The organism is Ammoniphilus oxalaticus, assembly GCF_003609605.1.
In the GTDB taxonomy this organism is placed as follows: domain Bacteria; phylum Bacillota; class Bacilli; order Aneurinibacillales; family RAOX-1; genus Ammoniphilus; species Ammoniphilus oxalaticus.
This window is the reverse complement of record NZ_MCHY01000008.1, coordinates 634,760-658,003: the sequence shown is the minus strand read 5'-3', so window position 1 is coordinate 658,003 and position 23,244 is coordinate 634,760. Positions and strand designations below refer to the sequence as shown.

Here is a 23,244-nt window from a genome sequence, read left to right as displayed (position 1 = left end):
GATAGACTGATAGAAAGGAAGAAGTCATTTGGTGTACCATACGATACGGGCGATTGTGAAATTTTACCTCCATCTTCGATTCCGCATCAAAATCGAAGGGATTGAACATATTCCGAAGGATTCCTGTATTCTAGCGATGAATCATACAAGTAATTACGATCCGATCCTCGTCGGCACGCACACCCCGCGCAAGATGTATATTATGGCAAAAGAAGAACTCTTTCGCATTGGTTGGTTCGGTCGCTTGATTACAGAAATGGGCGCCTTCCCTATAAAACGAGGACAAGCAGACTTAAAATCGCTTAAACACAGCTTAAAATTGCTTAAAGATGGACAGATCTTCTCTATCTTTATTGAAGGAACACGCTCAAAAAGCGGGGAAATCCAAGAGGCGAAAAAGGGAATCGGGTTTATTGCCGCTCGCAGTAAAGCTACCGTGATTCCAACATATATCCATGGCGTCAACAATGGGTGGTTTAAACCCGCTGGCGTTGTGTTTGGACCACCGATTGAGTTTCCTGACGGGCTTGGTCACGAGGAAATCGCTAACTTAATAGCGGAAGAAATTCGGAAACTAAAACAGCAACACGACAGCGACGCTTAGTTATTATTAAAACAACCCGCCACGCTGCGTTTTCCGAGGAAGTAAAGACTCATCTAAATAAGATGAAGTCTTTATTTTTTGACGAACATCATAAATTGAAACATAGTAAAAAGGAGAAAGGAGCTATTACATATGTTGTGGATGCCCTATGAATCTAGCGCGCTGCCAACGGAAATGGGCGAATGGCTACTAGCAAACCAAATCCCGCTCCTGTTCGGTTCCATTTTAAAACGACGGGGCGTGACCACTCCCGCGCAACTAGAGCAACTTTTTCACGGAACTTTAGCCGATGTGACGCCGAGCACCGCTTTCGGCCCACAAATTTTTCGGGGGGTTGAGCGATTACGGAAAGCCTTTGTAAACAAGGAAAAGGTTGTCATTGTCGGCGATTACGATGCGGATGGCACGACAGCAGCCGCCGTAATCATGACAGTGCTTAACCAATTAAAACCGCACTACGGCTTTGAGGTAGACTACTTAATCCCCGATCGTTTTACGGAAGGTTATGGCTTAAACGACAACAATCTACCGCGTCTATTAGCGATGAATCCACAGCTGGTCATCACAGTTGATTGCGGCGTCTCTAGCGATGCCCAAATCCAAAACTTGAAACAAAAAGGGATCGATACGATCGTGACAGATCACCATGAGCCGAAACAATTCTTTCCAAAACATGCCCATGCAGTGATTCACCCGATGGTTACGGATTATCCGGATCCCAACATTTGCGGCTGTACCGTTGCCTATCAATTTATGAAAGCCCTTTGGGAGTGCAATGGAAAACAGGCGCCAAAATGGGTCGAAGAAGACCTACTAGACTTAGTTGCGGTCGGCACCGTATGCGATATCATGCCGCTCCAAGGTGACAATCGGATTTTGGTCCGGATCGGCATGGAGAAAATAATGGAAGGCAAACGGTTAGCGTTTAAATTGATGAAAGAGAGACTAGGTTGGAAACAGGTCAACGCAAACACGCTCGGATTTTCGATCGGACCAAGAATCAACGCTGCCGGACGGATGAAAGAGGCTGACCCCGTGGTCCATCTGTTACTTTCGAATGATGCCGCCTACTGCGCATCTATTTTAGATGAACTGGAAACGCGCAACAATGAACGGAAAGCCGCGCAAGAGCACGTTGTTGAAATTGGGCTTAAGCAGGCGCAACAATCACCTTATCGCCACCTGCTCGCGATCATTGACGACAGTTTCCACGAAGGTGTCGTAGGGATTGCCGCTTCCAAAATTATGGACCAATATTACCGCCCAACCTTTTGCTTAGCGAAACAAGATGGCGTCGTAAAAGGATCTGCCCGTTCGATTGAAGGGGTGCATCTATTTCAATTAATGGAAAAACACCAACATTTACTTGGCAATAAATGGGGAGGTCATGCCGCTGCCGCAGGCATGACATTCGAAGATGAAAGCCTTGTTGAACCATTTTTCAAAGCATTAGATGAGGAACTAGCAACCTATCCTTCTGATGTATGGCAGCGCATCAATCGTTGGGACGCTTCCTTTTCATTGAACGAGATCGCTGACCTCAATCGCTTTTTCGAAGTGTTGACCAAATTGGAGCCATTTGGACAAGGGTTTCCTGAGATTACGTGGGCCATCCGCGGCACGTTGCTGCCAGGTCGAATGTTAAAAGAGGACCAGAAAATTGGCAAGTTGAAACACCATTCGATTGAGATTCCGTTCGCGATGTGGTCAGGGGCAAACCGCGCCGAGTTCCATCAAGAACAAACATACTACGGCCAATTCCAATATAGCGACTACTGGAAATCAATGCAGATTGTGCCCCGCTGGGTAGATTGATCAAGAAGCGAGCCTACTAATCCTCCTTTTTAAGCCGCATAATTTGATAGGCTTCTAACTCCTATGGTTATACGCATAAGCAACTTGCCTCCCTCGCTAATATACTATATTGCTGGTCTAAATCACTAGAATATAGGGAGAGTGGAGCAATTGGATAAGAAAGACGCCAAGGGTATGTTAAAAAAGATCAATGAAAAGACGAATCAAAATTGGGACTTTGACAAAATCAAATCGCTGGCCAAAGGTTTTTCTCCGGAGGACATGAAAAGCGACAAGAAGCTGAAGTCTTTGATTAAAAAAGTAGGCAAATCGTTAGGAGTAAATTTAAATAATAAAAAGATTGAAAAGGTCCAGGAGAAAGTAAAAAAGAAATTTAAGTAATCGGCGAATGAGACTTCCTTTAGTTCTTTAAGGAAGTCTTTTTACATATTAATAAAAGGTAGAGACTAAATGCCTATTCATTGTATAATAGAAGGAGGAGACAACTGTGGCCATCAGACCCCCTCGTTTGCAACGTGGCGATACGATCGGAATTGTCACCTTAGGCAGCCCCCTGGCGGCTGACACGATTAATGCAAGAATTCAAACGTTAGAAAACATGGGCTTTCGCATTGAACTCGGGAAGTACGTGTATGAATGGCAGGGATATTTAGCAAGCTCGGACCGCCAGCGCGCAGAAGACTTGATGGATATGTTTCAAAATCCCGAAGTGAAGATGATCCTTCCTACACGCGGTGGGGTGGGTGTTTCCTCTATCTTTCCTTATTTAGATCGAACAATCATTAGCCGTAACCCGAAGATTGTTTCAGGATACAGCGATATTTCTATTTTACTGAACATGTTATACCAAAACGCGAATTTGATCACTTTTCAAAGTTTGCTATTGATTGACTTTAAACCTGACACTCCTCCGTACAATTTTGATCAATTTTTTGCGGCAACATCTGTTGTTTCTCCAATGAGGCCCATTGAAAATCCCCCAGACGTCCCGCCTTTGCAGAGCTTTAATGCGGGAAATGTAACGGGGCCCATCGTCGGCGGTAATCTTACTTCGCTCGTAACTGGACTGGGAACTCCTTATGAGATAAATACAAGAGGAAAGATCTTGCTCCTTGAAGAAGTCCATGAACCCATTAATACAGTTTATCGATACTTTAATCAACTAGCTCAAGCGGGCAAATTTAGAGATTGCCTTGGGATCGTGATTGGACAATGCTCACAGTGTCCGCCTGCCTATGGAAAATCGTTCCAGGACTTAGTCGATGAATTCATTCTCCCGCTTAACAAACCGACCATAACGAATCTGCAAACCGCCCATAGTTATTACAAAGCGGCGATTCCAATCGGAGCGACGGTGAATTTAGACACGGCGCAAACCGCCTTAACCGTTATGCAACCAACCGTCCGTTAACATCGTTGACGGGTAATTTTTATTTTATAGAGAAATGATTTGCGATTCCTTTTTAAATTGTATAAAATATAATACGTTTGAAACGTAACATGAAGGAGAATCAATATGAGTTGTAAAATTTGCGATACAGGTAAACAAACTCATTCTGGAGTATGTCAGTCCTGCGGATCCTTATCCCGTTCTCCCGTACAAATGATGAAAGATACGATTAACACCCAGATTGTTAACATACTCCTCGGTTCTTTCGGGATGATGATACTCGCGATCATACTATTAGGCGCCGCTTTTTAATCAAGATAAATGAAACGCGATGACAAACACGTGGTTTCCATAAAAAGGAGGAGCCATCCCTCCTTTTGGCTAAACCAATCGATTGAGGCCGCTTAACGAGACTCTGCTAGTTGTTCTTTAAATTGTCGCATTTTCTCGCGAGCTTTCGTCGTTTTTTGGAAGCCTAATTTCATTTCCATAGCATCCGCTGTATCCATCCCACTTATTTCTAACGATAATCCATCACGATAGTCTGTCAATATTGCCTTTAGATCTTCTTTTGCCTTTCGCAATGTCTGATGTTGCGGTCGATAGTCGTTATGTAATTCGTTCCAATGGAACAAAATATCTTGTTGAACCTGCTTCATATGTTCCGTAGCCTCATGCCACTCATCCTCACTCTGCATCGCCTGCAACTGCTCTTCAAGCTCTTCTGACAACTGCAAAACGACCGCAGTTTTTGTTTCTAAAACCTTTACGAATAACTGATCCTGTTCAGCATGTTGTCCCTTGTTCCGATCGTTTTCATCGGTAAGTTGACTCCCGCAACCTGATAATATAAAAATAAAAATGAACAATAAACCTGTCGTGTACTTTAACAACTTACGCCTTTCCCCTTTCCATCTCGCTCTCTCTATCTATATGAACTTGTCCCTCTCTTCATGAAAAAAAGCCGAAACAATTTCGGCTTTTTTAACTTATTCTATTTTTAATGTGCTCGGCGATGACACCGCCATGGAATCTACCATTTTCAATAAAAATTTCATTAGCATTATTACCCGCGGCGATAACTCCCGCAATATAAATACCGGGCGCGTTCGTTTCCATTGTAGCGGGATTATGGACAGGCGCCCCTGTTTCTTCAGACAGTTCGATCCCCATCGAAAACAATAGCTTCCGATCAGGATGAAAACCAATCATTGCCAGCACCGCATCATTGTCAATCTTCTCTTGTCGCCCCCCGATGTCCACGACAATCGACCGCTCCTTAATTTCCGTAACATGTGAATTCCAATGAACCTGAACTAGGCCTTTTTCAATCATACTGTCAATTAACGGACGAATCCATGGTTTCACACTTGAAGTAAATGCCTCCCTGCGATAAATGAGAGTCACCTCAGCGCCCACTCTGACAAGCTGCATCGCCGCTTCAACCGCGGAATTTTTGCCGCCAATAATCGCCACCTTCATTCCTTGATACGGATGGGCTTCTTTGAAGTAATTCGTCACTTTAGGCAACTCTTCACCAGGCACACCCAGTCGATTCGGATTATCAAAATAACCCGTGGCTACAATCACAAAACGCGCTTGATATTCATGTTTCGTCTGAAAGCGGTCGACAGAACTTACCTTAAAGTATCCATCGCCCCGCTCTACACGTTCCACTTGCTCATAATTTCGAATGCGAAGTTCCCCGCGGTTGGCTACTTCACGATAATAATTTAATGCCTCCGCCCGTGAAGGTTTTTCATGCGCGGTCATAAACGGAATTTCCCCGATTTCCAGTAATTCAGGCGTTGTAAAGAACTGCATTTGGGTCGGATAGTGAAAAATCGAATTAACGATACACCCTTTTTCAATGATTAACGGATCAATTCCCCTTTTTTTCAACTCGACCGCAGCGGAAAGACCACAAGGACCTGCCCCAATAATGAGCGCTTGTTCCAATTCACTCCACTCCTTAGCTTGTTTTATCTTATTCTATGGACCGATTAGGCAAAAGAAAATAACGATGTAGGATATAGAATCCGGCGGACCTATAAATCCCAATATGTATGAAAATGAGAAGGGGCTGCAGCAGCGCGAACACAGGCACTGATCAACCCCTCTTTCATCTTTATTTACCCCAGCGTAGCGTGAGCGAAGCCCAAGTTAAGCCCGCCCCAAACCCAACCAACACAAGTAGGTCTCCATCCTCAATCTTACCGAGTTGGACCTCTTGAACTAAGGATAAGGGAATCGATGCCGAGGAAGTATTCCCATATTTATCAACAGTCACCGAAACTTTTTGTTCAGGGATGCCCAGCTTATCCGCCGCAGATTGAATAATGCGCGTATTCGCTTGGTGCGGAATTAGGAAATCGACTTCGCTGACCGTTAAGCCCGCTTGATCCACAACCCGTTGAATCGTGTCCGGCATTTGACGCACCGCAAATTTAAACACTTCACGACCATTCATTTGCAAATAATCATCGACGAATAGTTCATCCGCGCCGCTGCCATCGGCCCCCATCTCATAGGATAAGATCCCTCTGTCTTCTGAAACTGGCCCGAGAATGACTGCTCCTGCGCCATCACCAAATAACACAGCGGTATTTCGATCAGACCAGTCCACCATCTTCGACATTTTTTCCGCTCCGATGACTAACACACGTTGGTTTGCGCCTGTTTCAATAAACTGCTTTGCCATGACCATCGCATAAATAAAACCTGAGCAAGCGGCGCTCACGTCCATTGCTCCGACTGTTTTCGCTTTTAACTTGTTTTGCACTAAGCAAGCGACAGATGGGAATCCATGATAATCGGCTGTAGAAGTGGCGACTAAAATCAGATCGATTTCCTCTACTCCGATTCCCGCATTCTCGATCGCGGCTAAAGCGGCTTGCGTAGCTAAGTCCGACGTATCCATTTCATCCGATGCAATTCTTCGCTCGCGGATTCCAGTTCGTGTCGTAATCCATTCGTCGCTCGTATCTAACTTTTCTTCTAGATCTTTATTTGTAACAACCGTTTCCGGCACGTAATGACCAATTCCAATAATCCCAGCTCTCTTCATCCCTTGTTTCCTTCCCTACATAAGTTTTATTGTGAACCCTGATTCATTTCTCTTCCGTATAATTATATTTCAGGCTCTCGGCGCTCCAATCGCCTCATGTAAAACTTTACTTTTACTTTACAACAAGCGCTACCCTTCTTCAATCTTTTTTGCTGATTTAAACGAACGAAACAGCATCTGATAAACCTTTCCCTGTATCTTGGTAAAAGTGCGTTCGGATTATCTTCCCATTTGCTCGAATCTATAAATTTAGGTCGACAGCTTAAATAAAAAAAGACTGTTCCCCCAGGAACAGCCAAGATTATCTCTCAACGCTAAACATCTGAATGATTTAGCTTGCTTTTATTATACAAAAAACATGCCACGCAAGCATCGGCAACTATTTTCCACTTGACATCTACTACTATCAACTACATATGTATGCTCATTATTAGCGCAATACACGCTTTGCCCCATAATAGCGGTAATTGTTAAAATACCAGGTCGCATCATCAATAGAAACACTGCGTGACGCGGCATGCGCAATCCGGTTATTTCCTACATAAATACCTACGTGCGTAATCTTGCCGCTACCGTAGGAATCAAAAAACAAAAGGTCGCCTGGTTGCAGATTTGCCCGATCGACTGCGACACCAACATGAAACTGGTCTTCCGAGATACGCGGTAACTTTACGCCAAACTGCCCCATCACATGCGCTGTAAAACCGCTGCAATCAAATCCGGCAGGGCTTGTCCCACCTAATTTATAAGGGGTTCCTACCAAAGGCCTTACAACATTCTGCAGACGACTTTCAAACGGGTTGCCTGATCGTGAAACTGTCGTCACGGAAGTCCCGGCTCCTGCTTGCAAAAAATCATTGGAAACATAGCCTTTTAACCCGCCGCTTTCCACCAAAGACCATTGCGGTCCCCTTTGCAGCACATCGACAACGACGCCGCGACTAAAGCTACCTATCACCTGACCCGACAAATCACCCTTCTCTCTCACATTCAAACGATCTGCCTGAATCGTAGCCTTCGCTTGACCACTGGACACGCGATTCGATCCTACAGCCGTTTGACCAGCATTAGCGAGGGTAGCCCCTTGAGCGAGAGCGAGTGGCTGACCAATCCGGATCTGATCTGTCGCCAGGCCGTTCCATTGTTTAATTTGCTCCACTGAAGCAGAATGTTGACGAGCGATCTCATACAGGGTGTCGCCCTGTTTAACGATATATGTATTCGGATTTGCCTGGGCTACGCCAGCAATTAAAAAGGTGGATAAAAGTAGTCCCGCAATCTTTTTCATCAGATTTCCCTAACCCCCTCATTCTATCAGCAAAAGTTTGTCAACCATACTCTATTATACTATGAAAGATTCGATTTTTGTAACAATATAGTAGAATAAAAGGAATAATTTCCTAACCTTTTAGTAGAAGAGTCGCATTTTTAAACGCAAAAGGGCGGAAGCCATTTATCGGTATCCGCCTTTTGCTTGTTTATTTTTGTTACAGATCCTTACGATCTGTATTAACGGTCAAAACCCGCAAAGATAATCACTAATAAAATGAACAACACCAAAATCACTAAGAAATCGTTATCTTCAAACCATCCGCCAAAAGAACTCATACAATACATCTCTCCTTTTTGCTTTGTTGATGTATCATATGTAACCGTCTGCCTATCGGTTTGGGCGATCGCCTATCTTGTTGAATTTAGGCGTTTGTCTATTTTCCTAGACAAACGAGTAGTCATCCAGCTTGTTCATATTCTTAATTTATAGAGAATTACAGTTTGGCTTTTTTGGGCAAAACGCCCAAGTTTTTGGCATTAACTTTACCCTAATTTGTATGCTATCGTTTTAAATAGCCGAAAGTTCCCATATTAACTTTCTAGGAACGCGGGGGATTTTTAATGACACTGAGCGCGAAAAACAGCTCAATGTTTGGGGTTAATCGCAATTGCGTAGGGTTGTCTTCCTTCAATCCGCACCCGGCAACTAACCTCGTAGGCAAACAAAAAGGAGGCATTTTTACACGTGTATATTAGAAAAAAAATGGCCGTTATGTTTGCGGTCACGACAATTGGTTTAGGCTTCATCTCACCTTTTCAGGGACAAGCCAAGGCCCAAACATCCCAAACACAAACGTCTACTAGCCAAAAAGTACTTCAAGCCGGCTTGAAGTACTTAGGAACTCCTTATGAGTTTGGCTCCAACCGAAACAGCGCGCGCACACTTGATTGCTCCGACTTTACACGTAGAGCATTCCTAAATGGAGCGGGCGTGGACATAACAACGAACTCTAGAACCCAGGCAAACTACGTAAAAAAAATCGGAAAAACAACGACACAACTAACAAGCTTAAAACCAGGGGACTTGATGTTCTTTATGTCCTACCGCGGCCCAAAAGCGAGTTCTTACACCGGTACCAACAAGTTTAATCAAAGAATTACTCACGTCTCGATTTACCTAGGGAACGGAAAGATGTTACACACCTACTCCAATCAATCAGGTGGGGTGCGCGTCGACCAAATCGCAGGTACTCATTGGCAACACCGCTTTATTTTTGGAGGCAGCGCAATCAAATAGGTATACACTTTATACAGGGTCGAACGGTTTGCGTTCGACCCTCAACAGCTATACGGGTTCTAAAAGACCTCTCTTTAAACAAGTGTTAATTGATAACACTTTCTCCGTGTCTTGAAATTGAATATGCACTTGCTCATCGGTCACCCGCAAAATTGAACCGTTTCCAAAAATATGATGCTTAACGACTGCGCCGTGGAATAGTTGCTGGCGATCTTGGATTGCATTCGGATTCAGCATTCGTTGTTCTTTATTCGGTCTTTGTTCCGAACGATTGATCATCTCTTTAACTACTGTTACAAAAGACGATTCAGCCGTCTTATCATGACCAATCTGTTGATAACTGAGCAGCTGGAGGCGTGTTTTCGCCCGCGTCATCCCTACATAAAATAAACGCGCCGCTTCTTCCATAAGGGCAGCGTCGCCCTGATCGCTTGCCGAAGGCAGGATGCCGTCGAGTAAATCAATCATATACACCTGTTCAAACTCCAGTCCTTTAGCGCTATGAAGCGTAGAAAAGGTAACGACATTCTGATCTTTCCTCTTTTGCGCTCGCTTCAATTCCGTCTCCAAATACGTTAAGCGCTGGGCGAATGCTTCCATGGAAGGCAACGTAGTGGCGATCTGTTCTAACGTGTTCAAAATTCCAAATAGGTAGTCTTGATTAAAACCAAGGTGTTCACACATTCTTTCCAATGCTTTCTCATAACCAAGCTTTCCCCGAATGACATGAATTGCCTGAAGCGGCGGCATCCCTTTCATTTGTTGAAACGCATTTTTAGACGCTTTCAATCGTTTAATCTGATAATCTGGCATTTGAAAATAACGCAACAAGTTATCAAAAACAGACTTATCGTTATTGATATCCTTCAACGCTTCCATTTGCCGCTTACTTATATAACCGTTAAATTTGAGATGGATTTTCTCTAAAATATCGACGCGTTTATCTGTAAATGTCATCCGCATAAAATTCAAGATGTCCTCTACAATCCAGTGTGAAAAAAAGCGGTTGTCCGCGTCCTTCATATAAAATGGGATTCCCGCTCGGTCAAACTGATTCATAAGGGCAATGGATGACGAATGATTTCGGTACAGCACCGCCACATCAGAGAACTGACCGTGTTGTTTAATGTGTTCTACGAGGTAAGTTGTTTGCTGTCGATGATCGACAAATGATTGGATTTGAATCGGTTCTCGCGCAGGGTTTTCCGTGAACATCTTTTTATTGTAGCGCTGACGGTTCCGTTGGATAAATTGATTGGCAACATCGACGATTTGTTTGGATGAACGGTAGTTTTGTTCCATATATAGAATCGTCGCATCGGGATAAAACTCTTTGAATTGAAGCAAGTAAGCGGGTTCGGCTCCGCGCCAACTATAAATACTCTGATCATCGTCTGCTACGACACATAAATTTCCATGGGGTCTTATTAACTTTTCAATAATCGCATGTTGAACAAGCGACGTATCCTGACTTTCGTCGGTTAAAACATAGTCGAAACGTTGTTGATAGCTGCCCAGCAATTGTTCATCCGAATCAAAAATGTGATTGGCCAGCGTTAACATATCATCGTAATCTAACAATAATCGCTTGGCGTCTTTTCTTTTAAACGCTTCATAACCCCGTAAAATGCGTTCCGCTTTTGGAACGTCAATCTTTACTTCCGCCCACTTGTCCCTTGGGATTAGTTTGTTTTTCACGTAACTAATATACGTCGTCAGCTCATCCAACTGATCATCTGTAATTGACTCACCAACAATTTTCTGAAACAATTTACGCAAAATGATCCGCTTATGCAATCGCGGGTGGCCTTGTCCCGTTCCCCCTACATTTCCTTCAATAATCTGATAGCCAACACCTTGCTTTTTCAAATAATCCCGCGTTACCTCATAAGCCAAACTATGAATCGTTGAAAAATCGATGAGCGGGAGTTGCGGAAAAAAACGTCTATAGCGTTCTTGCATATCAGCTGCCGCCGCTCGACTGAACGTCACCGCTTTAATTCGTGATGGTTGGACCCCTTTTTCCTCAATCAGATAGCCGATTCTCATGATTAACGTCGTTGTTTTCCCGGATCCTGGAGCCGCCAGCAACAATAGCGCCCCATCTGTATGGGCGACAGCTTGTTTTTGCGCCTCGTTTAAAGCAACGCCCAATTCTTGTTCCTTCCGTATAAAAAAGCCTTGCATGATTGTTTAAACCTCACTATTCTTTACGAATTGGATCTCCGTTTTGATCAAAATAGTTGTATTCAAATTTGTAGGACCCTCCATCTGCTTTCGGTAGATCGATGACAGTAGCAAAAAGCTGATTGACAGGGATATCCCGCTTCATCACATGCTCATTCACCTGTACCTCAATCGCCGCAATATCATTATCTAAATTGGCGACAATTAGTAGTTTAGGCGGCTTCTCAATCCATGTAGGAATAATAAAGGAGGCAAATGAATCCTCTCTTTTTTCAATATGTCTCCACAAATAGTTCCCGTCTTTATCTTTTTCAAACTGAATATAAGCAGGGATGTTATTCGTTAGAAAAGCCACATACCGTTCATCCGCTATATCCTCAATATGAATGATTTCAATAATGCCTTGGTAACCTTCAATTGATTGAATCACCTGGGCGATCGAGTCATGATCATTCCCATACAAAGGCTGTTCCTTGTTTGTTACATAAAGACCGACCAACAAGGCAATCACAAGCGCGCTTACGATAAGTTTTCTACTGTGACGGTTAAACAACAATCACTCCTCCTATCTTCTTTCATTCTATCGAAATTTGGATAGATATGAAACTCCCTGTTTGGATGTTGAGAATATGTATATTATACAAGGATGAATTATTTGGAATTGGTTTTCTTATGAAACTAAATACATTAAGCCCTCGAAACTTTCCGAGGGCTTGTCCACAATGATTAATACACAACACTCATATTCGTAATCTTATTTTTTTACAGTTAGTTCCCAAATGAAGTCTATCTCGTTTCAAACCAACTGATCGATGATTGATCACTTACATTTTGAATCCACTTTCTCGCTGATGTTCCATCTGTTGCGGAGATCCATATATCGTTTGTTTCCCAGTTTGATCGGGTCCAGGTTAGCTTTTGACTACTTTCAAGAAACTCGGGGTTAAAATCACCGTACCCATTCGGCGGAAAACTGAGCTGCTTCTGCTCCTTATTATGAAGATCAATTTGAAATAGCTGAGGGAATACTCGTTCAGATGGTTGATTAGACCAGTCGCGTTCCGACGCGCGAGACACAATTACGTGGTTATTATTTTTCCAAGCAAAAGCGAGATCAACCATTCTATCCGGGGTCAACTCAAGCGACTTTGCAACAGTGAATTCTTGTACTTTCAGATTTTTATCTCTAAACCCAAAAACGATCCTGCCTTCTCCTTCGATGTATCCCAATTTACTTTTTGTAGGCGCCCAAGAAAATGGAAACCCCGCCGCCATCTCATCCAAGACCTCAAACGTCTTTCCATCTGCTGATAAAACACACAACAGGTTGCTGTCCATCGACCAAGACGCCGTTGGACTAACGAGAAAAGCAATCCATTTTTGATCAGGAGACCATGCAAACTTGGAGGTCCCGATTGCGGGCAACGTGATGCCCCCCTTTTTTAACGGGCTTGGAATCGTAAAATAGCGTGTTGCATTCGCGAATTCTTCGCTGGGTTGAAGGTCTTTTTCTAGCTTGATTTTATAAAGGATTGGGTTTGTCCAACCATCTGGCAAAAGATTTGCGTCTGCTGAAGCTAGAAAGCCCTTCCCATCAGGCAGCCAAGAAAAGTTGTTTACGCCTCGAGCGACATCTGCCGTTTTTCCTGGTTCATCTCCCTGTAACTCCGTTACATTAATCCCCAGTTGCGGTTGGAAAGCGAGTAGATTTTTATGTGGGGCCCATTGGAGATTTTCGCCCTGATAGTTCAAGTTAAAGTTTTTTTCCGTCTCCGAATTGTAAACCCATACAATCCCTTCGCCAAATTCCTCCGCGCTTTTAAGGTAGGCAATCCATTTCCCATCGCGCGACCAAACAGGTGACCAAACAAAACCCTCCTTTGTGATTTGAGTCTCCTGCTCCCCCTGTTTGATCCACAAATGACCGTCACGAACGAAAGCAGCTTTAAGCGTGTTTTCTGCATCGACTTGTCCACCTCCGAAAAAGCAGCAAACGAGCAGAACCATCGACATTATCCTAAATAACCTGTTCATCCGTTTCACCTCGAACGTATTATTCCCTTTAATCAAAGGATCTCTCACCATTCAGTGAATGAATGACCATTTGCGCCACTTTTCAACGAAAACGGGCGCTCATTTCTTTTTTAATTCGACCTCAATCTGCGGTTGAATATTTTGCAACAGCTCAATAAAACGCTGTTTATCTTGGGGCGAAACGAGCGCAAGATCCCCAAAACGTCCATAAATAATTTCTAGTCGATCTAGCGATAAAGCCGGGGCTGATAACGGATTTTTAGTTTCTCGGATTTTCCTAATACTCTTAATATCCACACTCTTTTTAATCGGTCCAGACTGAACAATTAGTTGATCACCATCAATCGTATAGCCCGTTGAAAACCAAATCCAACATATAAAGCCAACAATCGGCATCACGATAAGAAAAACATAAAGGTTCCATTCAATGATAAGCGGGATTACGCAAAATACATTAGATCCCCAAAGAACAAAAGCAAGCCACACATCTTTTTTTGATGGGAAATACAACCAGATCCCCTCTTTTCATTTTCTTTTTATTCATTATACTATGTTTTTAATCGCGTCCTAAAAACGCGGATTTAGTTGTCAAAAGTAAATTTAGGAACTATAGTTTTACTATTAGTAAACATTAAAGGAGGTTAGAGCCGTGTGGTCAACATTTTTATTTGTGACAGGAGTAGGCGCGCTCATTTGGTTCATCAGTCGTTTCCCCAATAAACCAAAAGTCAGCAGAAACTCGAATCGATACAGTTCCGATTATGATACTAATGGATCAAGCGGGGGCTGGTTCTCATCCGACGGCGGTTCAGATTGTAGTGGCGGAGGTGACGGCGGGGGCGGTTGTGATTAATCGCGGCTTGACGTCTAGTTATCTTGTTTAGGTAATATACGGGCGATCTTCTTCATTCTTTTATGAAAAAAAGTTTGATAATAACTATACTCTTAACTTTTTTGTAAATATTTCCAGGGGAATGACTTTTCAACTTTATGGAGGACTGGCGGCGCGATATAATTGCCTCGGCCCAAGATTTATTTGCTTCCACCTTTTAGGCATATGAACGTGAACGCAATATTCAAACACTCATGTATTCATTCTAAAGCAGTCCTCACACTTGTTGTTAACACAAACAAAGCCAAATTCTTGTCAGAAGAACATGGCTTTGTTATCTTTTTTAAAAGTTTAAAGTTTAAACCGACTCGTGAGTTTGTTTAAATTGTCAGCAATTATAGCCAAATCAGTTGACCTACCAACGATATCTTCCATCATCGCGCTAGCCTCTTGCGAGGATGCGGACGTTTGCTCTATTCCTGTAGCAGACTGCTCTGAAATTGCGGCAATCTCTTCAATGGAGCGATTCATTTCCTTACTTCTTGAAGCAATGCTCGCTAGGTTTTCAGACATGGTTCTGATATGGTCTGCCATCTCCGTTACAGCTTCCTCGATCGCATTAAATTTTGCGCCTGTTTCCTCGATTTGACTTGAGCCATCTACAATTTCTTTATACCCATTTTGCAACGATGTTGTTACAATTTCCGATTCAGTCTGGATATCAACAACAATATTTGTAATGTCAGTTACAGAATTAGATACTCCTTCGGAAAGTTGTCTAACTTCATTAGCGACAACCGCAAAACCTTTTCCATGTTCACCCGCCCTCGCAGCTTCAATCGCCGCGTTTAAAGCAAGGAGATTCGTTTGATTGGCAATATCTTGAATAACAGATACAAGCTTCGATATTTCTTGTGTTTGCTTTGCTAAACCTTGAAATTGTTGAACGGCGTTCAAAACAATTTGATCTATTTTCTGCATTTGTCGTTTAGAAGAGTCCATTAATTGACTGCCTTCGTTCGTTGCATGAATGACGTCTACAGACTTATTTCCTATGTATGCTCCGTTTTTATTGACAATTTCAACTTCTGTTACAAAGGTTTGCATCGCGTCGGATAAGTCACAGCTATGATCCGCCTGCGCATCCGCTCCAAACGCCAGTTCCTGCATCGTTGAAGCTACCTGTTCCGAACCCGTTTTAACTTCATTCGCAGATGTAGATAAATCCACACTATGATGAGATACAGTATAAGCTGCTGCTTGTATTTGATTTAGTATTTCGCGCATTTGTTCGCTCATCTCGTTGATCGCATGAACAAGTTGTCCAACCTCATCCTTCGTGTGACTTTCTAGAGGCGTCAAACTTAAATCCCCGCTCGCCATTCGTTTCATGCGTTCCATAACTGCGTAAATGGGATGAGATATTGATCTTGAACTAATATTGGCGATCACCGCGCCTATAATCACCACGAGCAGTGTAACTCCTATTGTAATCCATAGCGATAGTTTCCCTTGAGCCACAACGCTCTCTTCTTTTTCAATTATGACTGATTCATTTGCTTGTCCCATTTCCTGATACTCCGTAATTAAGGTAGAAAAATCATCGTTTGCTCGCAGTAAATTCTCAATAGCGCCTTCATGATTTCCCCTATCATATTCCCCAAACACTTGCTCTACAATGAAGGACTCCCATTGCTGTGAACGTTCGTCTAATTCTTTTATTTTGGCTGAATCCCCAATCCCTAAGGCAAGTTCAGCATATGGAATTGTTTCCTTTGTATAACGATCAAATAAATCTTTATAGAACGGATCACCGGATAGAAGATAACCGCGGATGACTCCGATTCGGTTAGCCAATGATGACTCCAGTTGATTACTTACTATTAAAAGTGGAAGGTCAGTTTCTTTAATCTCCTCAGATAATTTATTATTATTGCTAATCGTCCAATAGTTAAAAATTCCAAAGCAAACATTCAACATTAAAACAATTGAAAATCCTGCAATCAACCTCATTCGAATACTTTTAAATTTAAATACACTCATCCAAATTACCTCTTAACCATTCGTAGTTGTATTTAACCATTTAATGCTATGAACTCCAAGTATAGCGCTTAAGTAACAATTTTCAAAACTTGATTTAAAAATTGGAATATTTTTTATATGAACAATAAAAAAACAAGCGCGAAAAACGAATTCGCTTTCCACGCTTGCTCTATAGACTAAACTGAATTGCTGATTCGATCTTCAATTCGATCAAAACGCTTGTTGTTTTCATGCCAGGAAATGAGCCCAATCCCATAACTTAACGCGCCTAAAAACAATATGATGAACACCAGCGCCAAACCAGAAATCGAACTAACAATTACCCTTGGACTAAGACCATTCCCAAAAAACTGCCCAAACCCGACCAAACACCCCAACTTAACGAACGATTTGACGCCTTCGCGTATAACATTCGTCCAGTACCCTTGTTCTCTGGCCTTTTTCCATCGTTCATAAAAGCGCAATTCAAACTCTTCTTCCCGTATGACTCGGTATACAGCAGCGCCAATGATCAGTATTACGATTGGATAGAAAAAAATCGGATGATAAATACCTTCAACCAAAGCGAGACGAAAAAGCAAAATTGAACAAATCACCAGGATCGCCAAGCGCGCCTTTTTACTTTTTAAAATACGTCTCTACCTCCTTTATTCTACCGTCATACTTTTTGCTAGATTTCTGGGACGGTCAACATCGAGATCGCGCACAACGCCAGAGTAGTAGGCAAGCAATTGCAGCGGAATCGCCGCTAGAATCGGCATCAACCACGGATGGGTTTCGGGAATATACAGCACTTGATCGGCGTCTTCCGAAATCTGATGATCGCCAATCGCCGTAATACCCATCACAAACGCTCCCCTCGCCTTCACTTCTTTAATATTGTTGACCATTTTCGAAAAGACGTCTTGTTGGGTTGCTAGGGCAATGATTGGCATGCCTGGTGTAATTAACGCCATTGTGCCGTGTTTCAACTCGCCCGCTTGGTAAGCATCGGCGTGGAGATAGGATATTTCTTGCAACTTAAGAGCCGCTTCCAAAGCCAGTACGTAATCAAGTCCGCGCCCGATGACAAAAAGATGTTCTTGGTCAAAGACGACTTCAGCGAATTGGTCAATCGCATCTTGGGTCATGATCAGCGTCGACTCAACATCAACAGGTAATCGGCGTAATGCGGCAAACAATTCTGTCATTTCTTCCACATCAATCCCAACCTTTAATCGTTCAGCCAGTCCGATCGTGAGCAGCGCTAGGCAGGTTAGCTGGGTCGTGTACGCCTTTGTAGAAGCGATCGCTAACTCTGGCCCCGCCTTCATATACAAAATTTGATCGGCTTGGCGAGCAATCGTGCCGCCTCTCGTATTGGTAATCGCATACACTTTGCAATCATGCTGTTTTGCCGTTCGCAATACGGACAATGTATCCGCTGTTTCACCCGATTGACTAAGTAAAATGACGAGATGACCAGGTCCTAAAGGAGGATGATCGTCTAAAAACTCAGATGAAGAGCAAGCATCAATTGGAATCCCAAGCCAGCGATCCATCATCTTTTTCCCGATCAACCCCGCGTGATTCGATGACCCGCTGCCAACGATGAAAATGCGCTCCACACTAAAATCAGGCTCTTTCTCCCAAATTTCCGCTAGTTTTGGGAGATAAACTTCCGCCTCATCTAAATGAACTTGCAGAAGCGCTTCGATCACTCTCGGTTGTTCAAAGATCTCTTTCAACATATAGTGAGGATAATCGTTTCTCATCACATCTTGCCGCTCCCACTCAATTACTGTTGGCCGCGCTTCTAGCGCCTCGCCATCGAGCCCGCGAACTTTGACTTTCGTATCGGACAAAATAGCCATTTCACCGTTTTTGATTGGGTAAATTTCCTTTGTATGCGGGATGAGCGCGGGAATATCAGAAGCCAAAAAAGCCTCACCTCTGCCAAAACCGATCACGAGCGGATTATCTTGCGAAACAGCGATAATGGTATTGGGTTGTTCGCTGGACATAATAGCCAGCGCGAAAGATCCTCGTAACAGGGGTAAGATCACCCTTACGGTTTCTTCTAGATCGCCTGTATCACGCGTTTCCAGTAGATGCGGAATCACTTCCGTATCCGTTTCGGTCGTAAATTGGTGCCCCTGCTTCTCTAGTTCTCGCTTTAATTCCATATAATTTTCAATGATTCCGTTATGAACGACAAAGAATCGTTCGTCACACCCTGTCAGTGGATGTGAGTTGTTGTCCGTCGGCGCTCCATGCGTTGCCCACCGCGTATGACCCATTCCAATTGTTCCTTGTTGGAGAGGTTCTCGAAGCAACAGATCGCGCAATTGTTTAATTCGTCCCGTCGCTCTTCTCCATCCGAGACGCTCTCCGTCAGAAATTAAAATGCCCGCAGAATCATAGCCCCGATAGTCTAATTGATCTAGTCCATCTAACAATATCTGCTGCGCATTTCGCGTACCGACATATCCAACGATCCCGCTCACTTCGTTCACCCCATTTTACTTTGTCCTTTTATTATAGCTAAGTATTTTCGTCTGAGCGAACTTCTCAGCCTCTTGACTCAAACAAAAAACGGGTGATGATAGTCATAAATCGCCGCTATCTGTCACCCGTTGAATTTACCTTAGCCCGAACAGGCCAACAATATTTTTCATATTTTCAAACATGTCCAACGTTCTCGTTAATTGTTGTGTCGCATTCGAAATCATATCGAGATCCATCTTCGGCAATTGTATCTTTTTATTCAAGCCAATCCCTGCGCGCCGTAGACGGGTGCGATTCCCGCCTCGCTTCATAGACATGGCGTACCAACGATCAATCAGTTGTTTCATGGCTTTCGGGTTGGCAGCAACCCACTCTTCATTTTCGACGAGCCATTGTTTTAACTCAGGATTGTTGTTGACATATCGTATAAAAGTTTTTCGCTTCACACACAGCCCTCCTGTTTGTTCATACTCGTTAACAGGATACGCCACAGCAAACGCTTTTGTATGGTTCCTCGCCTACTGTGTAGCGGGATGGGCTCACACTCCCCCTACCTTGTCAAATAAACCGTCACCCATTCATCGCTCCGCAGTCGTTCTTCAATCCGATAATTAGCCTGTAGAAAAGGCGCAAGCGTTTTGTCCGCGCTCCAATCAACTAAGCCCGAGATCAAAAAATTTACCCGCGTATGATTCAGAACCCGCTGATGTTCAATAAATTGCAGCGTTTCTTCCCCGCCAATATTAATGAACAAACAATCAAAGCCATCCACCGAAAAAGTGGCGTCTTTACCCAATATGTCTTGTTGAATCACCTCGATCTCGTCCATTCCATTCAACGCGGCATTGTACAAGATTTGCTCCCGAACCGATTCAATATCAACCGCTAACACGGAAGCCGCGCCTCGCAACCGAGCAGCAATGCTTAAAATGCCCGAACCCGCTCCGAGATCGGCCACCTTTTGCCCTGTGAAATCCCGCTTTAAAATAAGCCGCAAACAATCTTGGGTCGTCCCATGCAACCCCGTTCCAAATGCCCCTTGTGGGTCAAAGTTAATTCTCTTTAACTGCGCTCCTTTCAAAGCGGTTTCTGATGGTTCCATGTCATCAGCGGGCAGACCAATCACCCAGCCGTTACCCAACTCGATCTCTTCCGCTTCGTACTCCCAGCTTTGCTCGTCCATCAGCGCGTGAGCAATCGCCTCACGCGCGATCATCAACGTCTGTTGAATCAAGACGAAATACGATTCAGGCAAGTCCGCCCCATCATCCTCTTCCGCATAAATATGTAAGGCAATTTCCGCTTCATCTCGTTCATAAAAGTCATAGCCGTATTCTGTGACCGTGACAGCAATCGGCGTTTCATAATGCGTATAATAAATTCCCGCCGCATTTAATTTTTCAATCATTGCTTCCACGTCCTGTAAGCGAACGTTGATTGTAAATTGATGTAACATAGTCGAAGCCCTTCCTTCTATATTCTATACCTTGAGATTATACCTCACCATTTGCCCGTTTTTGCATAATCTAAACAAAATGCTTAGTTGAAGGAGCTGTCTTCTTCATGACAAAACCGATTATTGGAATTTTAACTTGGCGAGAAGGCGCTAGATTTGAAGAACCAGGTTACTTAAGAAGACTGATTCAAGCCGCTGAAAAGTTAGGGGCGACTGCTTACGTATTTGCTTACCAGGATGTTCATCTCGAAAAGAGAATCATTAGAGGGTTTACCCCTGTTGCAGTTGGTAGATGGCAAACGCAAACGTATCCTTGGCCTGACGTCGTCATCGATCGTTGCCGCAAAGGGGTCGACGGCTATTTGCAGTTGCGCAAACAGAAGGAACTATTTACGTACGCGAATAGCTCCTACACGAACAAATGGAATGCGACACAACTTTTTGCGAGAGAGGAATCTCTGCAACGCTGGATCCCTAAAACGGTCGCATACTCACCGAATCAGCTTGCGGAAATGTTAAACCAATTTCGAATCGTCTACTTGAAGCCTGGCAATGGCACCGGCGGACGCAGTATTCTTAAAATAGAACAGAAAAAAGACGGCTTTCATTTACTCGGCCGCGCCAAAAATCTAACGAAAAAATCCGCTCATTTCCGCTCTAAGCGCGCTTTGCTTAACCGTCTAAAAGACTGGGTAGAACGAGAAAAGATTCGTAATGGGCCGTTCATGATCCAGCAAGGACTCGATTTATCACTCATGCCGCAACGCGTCTCCGATACGAGACTGTTAATTCAAAAAGACGAACATGGCAATTGGCAAGTGACAGGACTTGGCGCGCGGGTCGGGCCGATTGGCAGTCCAACATCTAATTTACAAGGCGGCGGGAAACCCCTCCCTTTTAAAAAATTAATGTTGAGCCGCTTCGGCCCTGAAAAGACGGAGCTAATTTACGAGGAATGTCAGGAATTGGCGATGCAAGTTGTGCAGGTGATCGAACAATATTTCGGATCAATGCTAGAATTTGGCCTAGACATAGGAATCGACGTGGGTGGAAAAATTTGGCTGATTGAGGTCAATCCAAAACCCGGTCGGGAAATTTTTAAAACATTAGGACACAAGCAGCTTTACCGTAAATCCATTGAACGTCCGATTCAATATGCGATGCATCTCGCGCAAACAAATAAAGAAACAGTCATTACATCCGATAACATCATGCCAGTCCAAAATCAAATCGACGCATCCGATTGCGAAGGTCCTACAACTCCTTAGGACCTTCGCTTCATCGTTCATATTTACGCAAATTTCCACGAAACTTCCCTAACCTTTAAACGTCAATACAACGTGAAAGGGGAGATACGATTGAATTTTAGAAAAGGATTTTTGGCCTTATCGCTCTCTACGGTTATGGTAACAGGTTTATTTGCAGGTGGCGTTAACGCTTCTGCTCAAGATACGGGAATCACAAGAGGTGAATTTGCCAAAGCCGTTGTGAAGCAACTTGACCTATCAGCGACAAATCAAAACATCACCCTACTTAGCGATGTAACGACCGACTCGCCTTACGCGGAAAGTGTAGGCATTCTCCAACAGCGAAAAGTGATTGTTGGCTATCCGGATGGAACATTTCAACCGAACAAACCGATTTCAAAACAAGAAGCGTACATTATTTTATCCAAAACGCTCGGCATTTCTATTAATCAAGCTGAGCAAATTTTTAATAAAGAATACGGAATTCAGTTTAAGAACAAAACATTGACAGATGATGAAGCGAAAAAGGCGATTCAACAAGCGCTTCAGTCTGATCCGGGAGCTTACCAATGGATGATCGATTCCGCCGAGGTTCAACTACAACAAAAATCATTTAGATCTGATTTAAAACAACAGATGAAAATGATCTTTTCGGAAAACATTCCAGAAATGAACAATCAAAATGAACTGTCGATGAATGCCGACGTAAAGATGGAGTATCATGTTGAAGACGGAATTCACCTGACGACAGTTGTTGATTTAGGACAATTAGACGGCATTGAACTGCCTGAGGAATTGGCCGATATGAAAATAGAACAATATATTACGCCCGAAGGCATGTTTATGCAAATGCCAGACCCTGAAACAGGTGAAGTGGCTTGGATCAAAATGGATGGTACAATGATGCCGTTTACGTTTGAACAATTAATGGAAATGCAAAAAGACAGTGTCGGCGTCAACCAAGCCCTGCTCGATAATAAAAATGTATTCTACCGCGATTTAGGGACGGAAGCGCTCGGTGACGCACAAACACGAAAAATTGGCTATCGTTCTCGGTTCACTTCCTTTCAAGAGTTGATGGGGATGATTGGACAATCATTACCAGATGGATTTGAAGAGCAACTTGGAGCCCAGTTAGAATCCGTTCCTGAAATGGGTGACTTGTCGCTATCAGGCGTGATGTGGATCGATGAAACATCAAAACTACCTACAAAACTATCGCAAGAAATTACATTTGAAATGGGTCAATTAGCGAATGAAGATTTACCAATTGATAAAATGCAGATTAAGCAAGAAGGAACCATGTATGACTACAATCAAGTAGAAAAAGTTGTTCTTCCAGAAGAAGCGAAAAATGCAAAAACGTTTGAGGAAATGCTGGAAGAGGCCAATGTTGAACTTGGCGACACGCCATCCGACCATGAGCTAAAGACAGACGAAGAAACGCTTGAAGACGAATCATAGGAAGTAAAAAAAAGGAGTCGCTGCTGCGGCTCCTTTTAACATTTCATTT

The 23,244-nt window shown here is 43.4% G+C and carries 22 protein-coding genes and 1 riboswitch; of the genes, 8 read left to right on the top strand and 14 right to left on the bottom strand.

Going from position 1 to position 23,244, the window contains the following annotated elements:
* Positions 1-31 precede the first annotated feature (31 nt).
* The 4 genes from BEP19_RS09595 to BEP19_RS09580 all read left to right on the top strand — a co-directional run bounded on the left by BEP19_RS09595 (position 32) and on the right by BEP19_RS09580 (position 3,830).
* On the top strand, positions 32-604 hold the full coding sequence (locus tag BEP19_RS09595) for a lysophospholipid acyltransferase family protein (RefSeq protein ID WP_245983454.1): 573 nt from the start codon (positions 32-34) through the stop codon (positions 602-604).
* A 132-nt stretch (positions 605-736) separates the two neighbouring features.
* Positions 737-2,419, top strand: a complete 1,683-nt coding sequence (gene recJ, locus BEP19_RS09590; protein WP_120189657.1) for a single-stranded-DNA-specific exonuclease RecJ — start codon at positions 737-739, stop codon at positions 2,417-2,419.
* Positions 2,420-2,569: 150 nt separating this feature from the next.
* The gene (locus BEP19_RS09585) at positions 2,570-2,800 is read left to right on the top strand and encodes a stage VI sporulation protein F (protein WP_245983452.1); all 231 of its coding nucleotides are present in this window, start codon (positions 2,570-2,572) and stop codon (positions 2,798-2,800) included.
* Positions 2,801-2,906: 106 nt separating this feature from the next.
* Positions 2,907-3,830: a S66 peptidase family protein gene (locus BEP19_RS09580; protein WP_120189656.1), complete on the top strand. Its 924-nt coding sequence runs from the start codon at positions 2,907-2,909 to the stop codon at positions 3,828-3,830.
* Between the two features lie 383 nt (positions 3,831-4,213).
* Here BEP19_RS09580 and BEP19_RS09570 read toward each other — a convergent pair whose 3' ends face one another.
* From BEP19_RS09570 to BEP19_RS09550, 5 genes are all read right to left on the bottom strand, one after another.
* Entirely contained in the window at positions 4,214-4,702 is a 489-nt protein-coding gene (locus tag BEP19_RS09570) for a hypothetical protein (RefSeq protein ID WP_120189654.1), read from the bottom strand.
* A gap of 91 nt (positions 4,703-4,793) precedes the next feature.
* Positions 4,794-5,768, bottom strand: coding sequence for a YpdA family putative bacillithiol disulfide reductase (locus BEP19_RS09565; RefSeq protein WP_120189653.1), 975 nt, complete (start codon positions 5,766-5,768; stop codon positions 4,794-4,796).
* Positions 5,769-5,937: 169 nt separating this feature from the next.
* On the bottom strand, positions 5,938-6,876 hold the full coding sequence (locus tag BEP19_RS09560) for a beta-ketoacyl-ACP synthase III (RefSeq protein WP_120189652.1): 939 nt from the start codon (positions 6,874-6,876) through the stop codon (positions 5,938-5,940).
* Between the two features lie 430 nt (positions 6,877-7,306).
* Complete coding sequence (locus tag BEP19_RS09555; protein ID WP_120189651.1) at positions 7,307-8,164, bottom strand: C40 family peptidase; 858 nt, start codon at positions 8,162-8,164, stop codon at positions 7,307-7,309.
* Positions 8,165-8,385: 221 nt separating this feature from the next.
* Positions 8,386-8,484 (bottom strand): sporulation protein YjcZ, encoded by a 99-nt coding sequence (locus BEP19_RS09550; protein WP_245983450.1) that lies wholly within the window; start codon positions 8,482-8,484, stop codon positions 8,386-8,388.
* A gap of 228 nt (positions 8,485-8,712) precedes the next feature.
* Positions 8,713-8,884, top strand: a riboswitch (cyclic di-AMP (ydaO/yuaA leader).
* A gap of 9 nt (positions 8,885-8,893) precedes the next feature.
* On the opposite strand from BEP19_RS09550, the gene BEP19_RS09545 reads away from it, so the two are divergent.
* Complete coding sequence (locus BEP19_RS09545) at positions 8,894-9,445, top strand: C40 family peptidase (protein WP_245983448.1); 552 nt, start codon at positions 8,894-8,896, stop codon at positions 9,443-9,445.
* A gap of 48 nt (positions 9,446-9,493) precedes the next feature.
* Here the strand turns inward: BEP19_RS09545 and BEP19_RS09540 are convergent, their stop codons facing one another.
* The 4 genes from BEP19_RS09540 to BEP19_RS09525 form a co-directional block, all read right to left on the bottom strand.
* Positions 9,494-11,632: an ATP-dependent helicase gene (locus tag BEP19_RS09540; protein ID WP_120189649.1), complete on the bottom strand. Its 2,139-nt coding sequence runs from the start codon at positions 11,630-11,632 to the stop codon at positions 9,494-9,496.
* A gap of 16 nt (positions 11,633-11,648) precedes the next feature.
* Entirely contained in the window at positions 11,649-12,185 is a 537-nt protein-coding gene (locus tag BEP19_RS09535) for a hypothetical protein (RefSeq protein WP_120189648.1), read from the bottom strand.
* A gap of 233 nt (positions 12,186-12,418) precedes the next feature.
* Positions 12,419-13,666: a TolB family protein gene (locus BEP19_RS09530; RefSeq protein WP_170145322.1), complete on the bottom strand. Its 1,248-nt coding sequence runs from the start codon at positions 13,664-13,666 to the stop codon at positions 12,419-12,421.
* A 99-nt stretch (positions 13,667-13,765) separates the two neighbouring features.
* A complete protein-coding gene (locus tag BEP19_RS09525; RefSeq protein WP_120189646.1) occupies positions 13,766-14,176 on the bottom strand; it encodes a PH domain-containing protein in 411 nt (136 codons plus the stop codon).
* A gap of 139 nt (positions 14,177-14,315) precedes the next feature.
* On the opposite strand from BEP19_RS09525, the gene BEP19_RS17390 reads away from it, so the two are divergent.
* Positions 14,316-14,519: a hypothetical protein gene (locus BEP19_RS17390; protein WP_147393783.1), complete on the top strand. Its 204-nt coding sequence runs from the start codon at positions 14,316-14,318 to the stop codon at positions 14,517-14,519.
* Between the two features lie 330 nt (positions 14,520-14,849).
* Here BEP19_RS17390 and BEP19_RS09520 read toward each other — a convergent pair whose 3' ends face one another.
* The 5 genes from BEP19_RS09520 to BEP19_RS09500 form a co-directional block, all read right to left on the bottom strand.
* Positions 14,850-16,541, bottom strand: coding sequence for a methyl-accepting chemotaxis protein (locus BEP19_RS09520; RefSeq protein WP_120189645.1), 1,692 nt, complete (start codon positions 16,539-16,541; stop codon positions 14,850-14,852).
* Between the two features lie 176 nt (positions 16,542-16,717).
* On the bottom strand, positions 16,718-17,149 hold the full coding sequence (locus BEP19_RS09515) for a hypothetical protein (RefSeq protein WP_120189644.1): 432 nt from the start codon (positions 17,147-17,149) through the stop codon (positions 16,718-16,720).
* Positions 17,150-17,188: 39 nt separating this feature from the next.
* A complete protein-coding gene (glmS, locus tag BEP19_RS09510; RefSeq protein WP_120189643.1) occupies positions 17,189-19,027 on the bottom strand; it encodes a glutamine--fructose-6-phosphate transaminase (isomerizing) in 1,839 nt (612 codons plus the stop codon).
* A 135-nt stretch (positions 19,028-19,162) separates the two neighbouring features.
* On the bottom strand, positions 19,163-19,474 hold the full coding sequence (locus BEP19_RS09505) for a hypothetical protein (protein WP_120189642.1): 312 nt from the start codon (positions 19,472-19,474) through the stop codon (positions 19,163-19,165).
* A gap of 104 nt (positions 19,475-19,578) precedes the next feature.
* A complete protein-coding gene (locus BEP19_RS09500; protein ID WP_120189641.1) occupies positions 19,579-20,484 on the bottom strand; it encodes a 50S ribosomal protein L11 methyltransferase in 906 nt (301 codons plus the stop codon).
* A gap of 107 nt (positions 20,485-20,591) precedes the next feature.
* Here BEP19_RS09500 and BEP19_RS09495 point away from each other — a divergent pair, with 107 nt between their 5' ends.
* Both BEP19_RS09495 and BEP19_RS09490 read left to right on the top strand, forming a co-directional pair.
* The gene (locus tag BEP19_RS09495; RefSeq protein WP_120189640.1) at positions 20,592-21,752 is read left to right on the top strand and encodes a YheC/YheD family endospore coat-associated protein; all 1,161 of its coding nucleotides are present in this window, start codon (positions 20,592-20,594) and stop codon (positions 21,750-21,752) included.
* A gap of 90 nt (positions 21,753-21,842) precedes the next feature.
* On the top strand, positions 21,843-23,195 hold the full coding sequence (locus BEP19_RS09490; RefSeq protein WP_120189639.1) for an S-layer homology domain-containing protein: 1,353 nt from the start codon (positions 21,843-21,845) through the stop codon (positions 23,193-23,195).
* Positions 23,196-23,244 lie beyond the last annotated feature (49 nt).

What these genes read in the sequence shown, in the direction of transcription:
- recJ (WP_120189657.1), top strand. Translation starts at nt 737, where the DNA reads ATGTTGTGGATGCCCTATGAATCTAGCGCGCTGCCAACGGAAATGGGC.
- BEP19_RS09560 (WP_120189652.1), bottom strand. Translation starts at nt 6,876, where the DNA reads ATGAAGAGAGCTGGGATTATTGGAATTGGTCATTACGTGCCGGAAACG.
- BEP19_RS09555 (WP_120189651.1), bottom strand. Translation starts at nt 8,164, where the DNA reads ATGAAAAAGATTGCGGGACTACTTTTATCCACCTTTTTAATTGCTGGC.
- BEP19_RS09550 (WP_245983450.1), bottom strand. Translation starts at nt 8,484, where the DNA reads ATGAGTTCTTTTGGCGGATGGTTTGAAGATAACGATTTCTTAGTGATT.
- BEP19_RS09540 (WP_120189649.1), bottom strand. Translation starts at nt 11,632, where the DNA reads ATGCAAGGCTTTTTTATACGGAAGGAACAAGAATTGGGCGTTGCTTTA.
- BEP19_RS09530 (WP_170145322.1), bottom strand. Translation starts at nt 13,666, where the DNA reads ATGAACAGGTTATTTAGGATAATGTCGATGGTTCTGCTCGTTTGCTGC.
- BEP19_RS09520 (WP_120189645.1), bottom strand. Translation starts at nt 16,541, where the DNA reads ATGAGTGTATTTAAATTTAAAAGTATTCGAATGAGGTTGATTGCAGGA.
- BEP19_RS09500 (WP_120189641.1), bottom strand. Translation starts at nt 20,484, where the DNA reads ATGTTACATCAATTTACAATCAACGTTCGCTTACAGGACGTGGAAGCA.
- BEP19_RS09495 (WP_120189640.1), top strand. Translation starts at nt 20,592, where the DNA reads ATGACAAAACCGATTATTGGAATTTTAACTTGGCGAGAAGGCGCTAGA.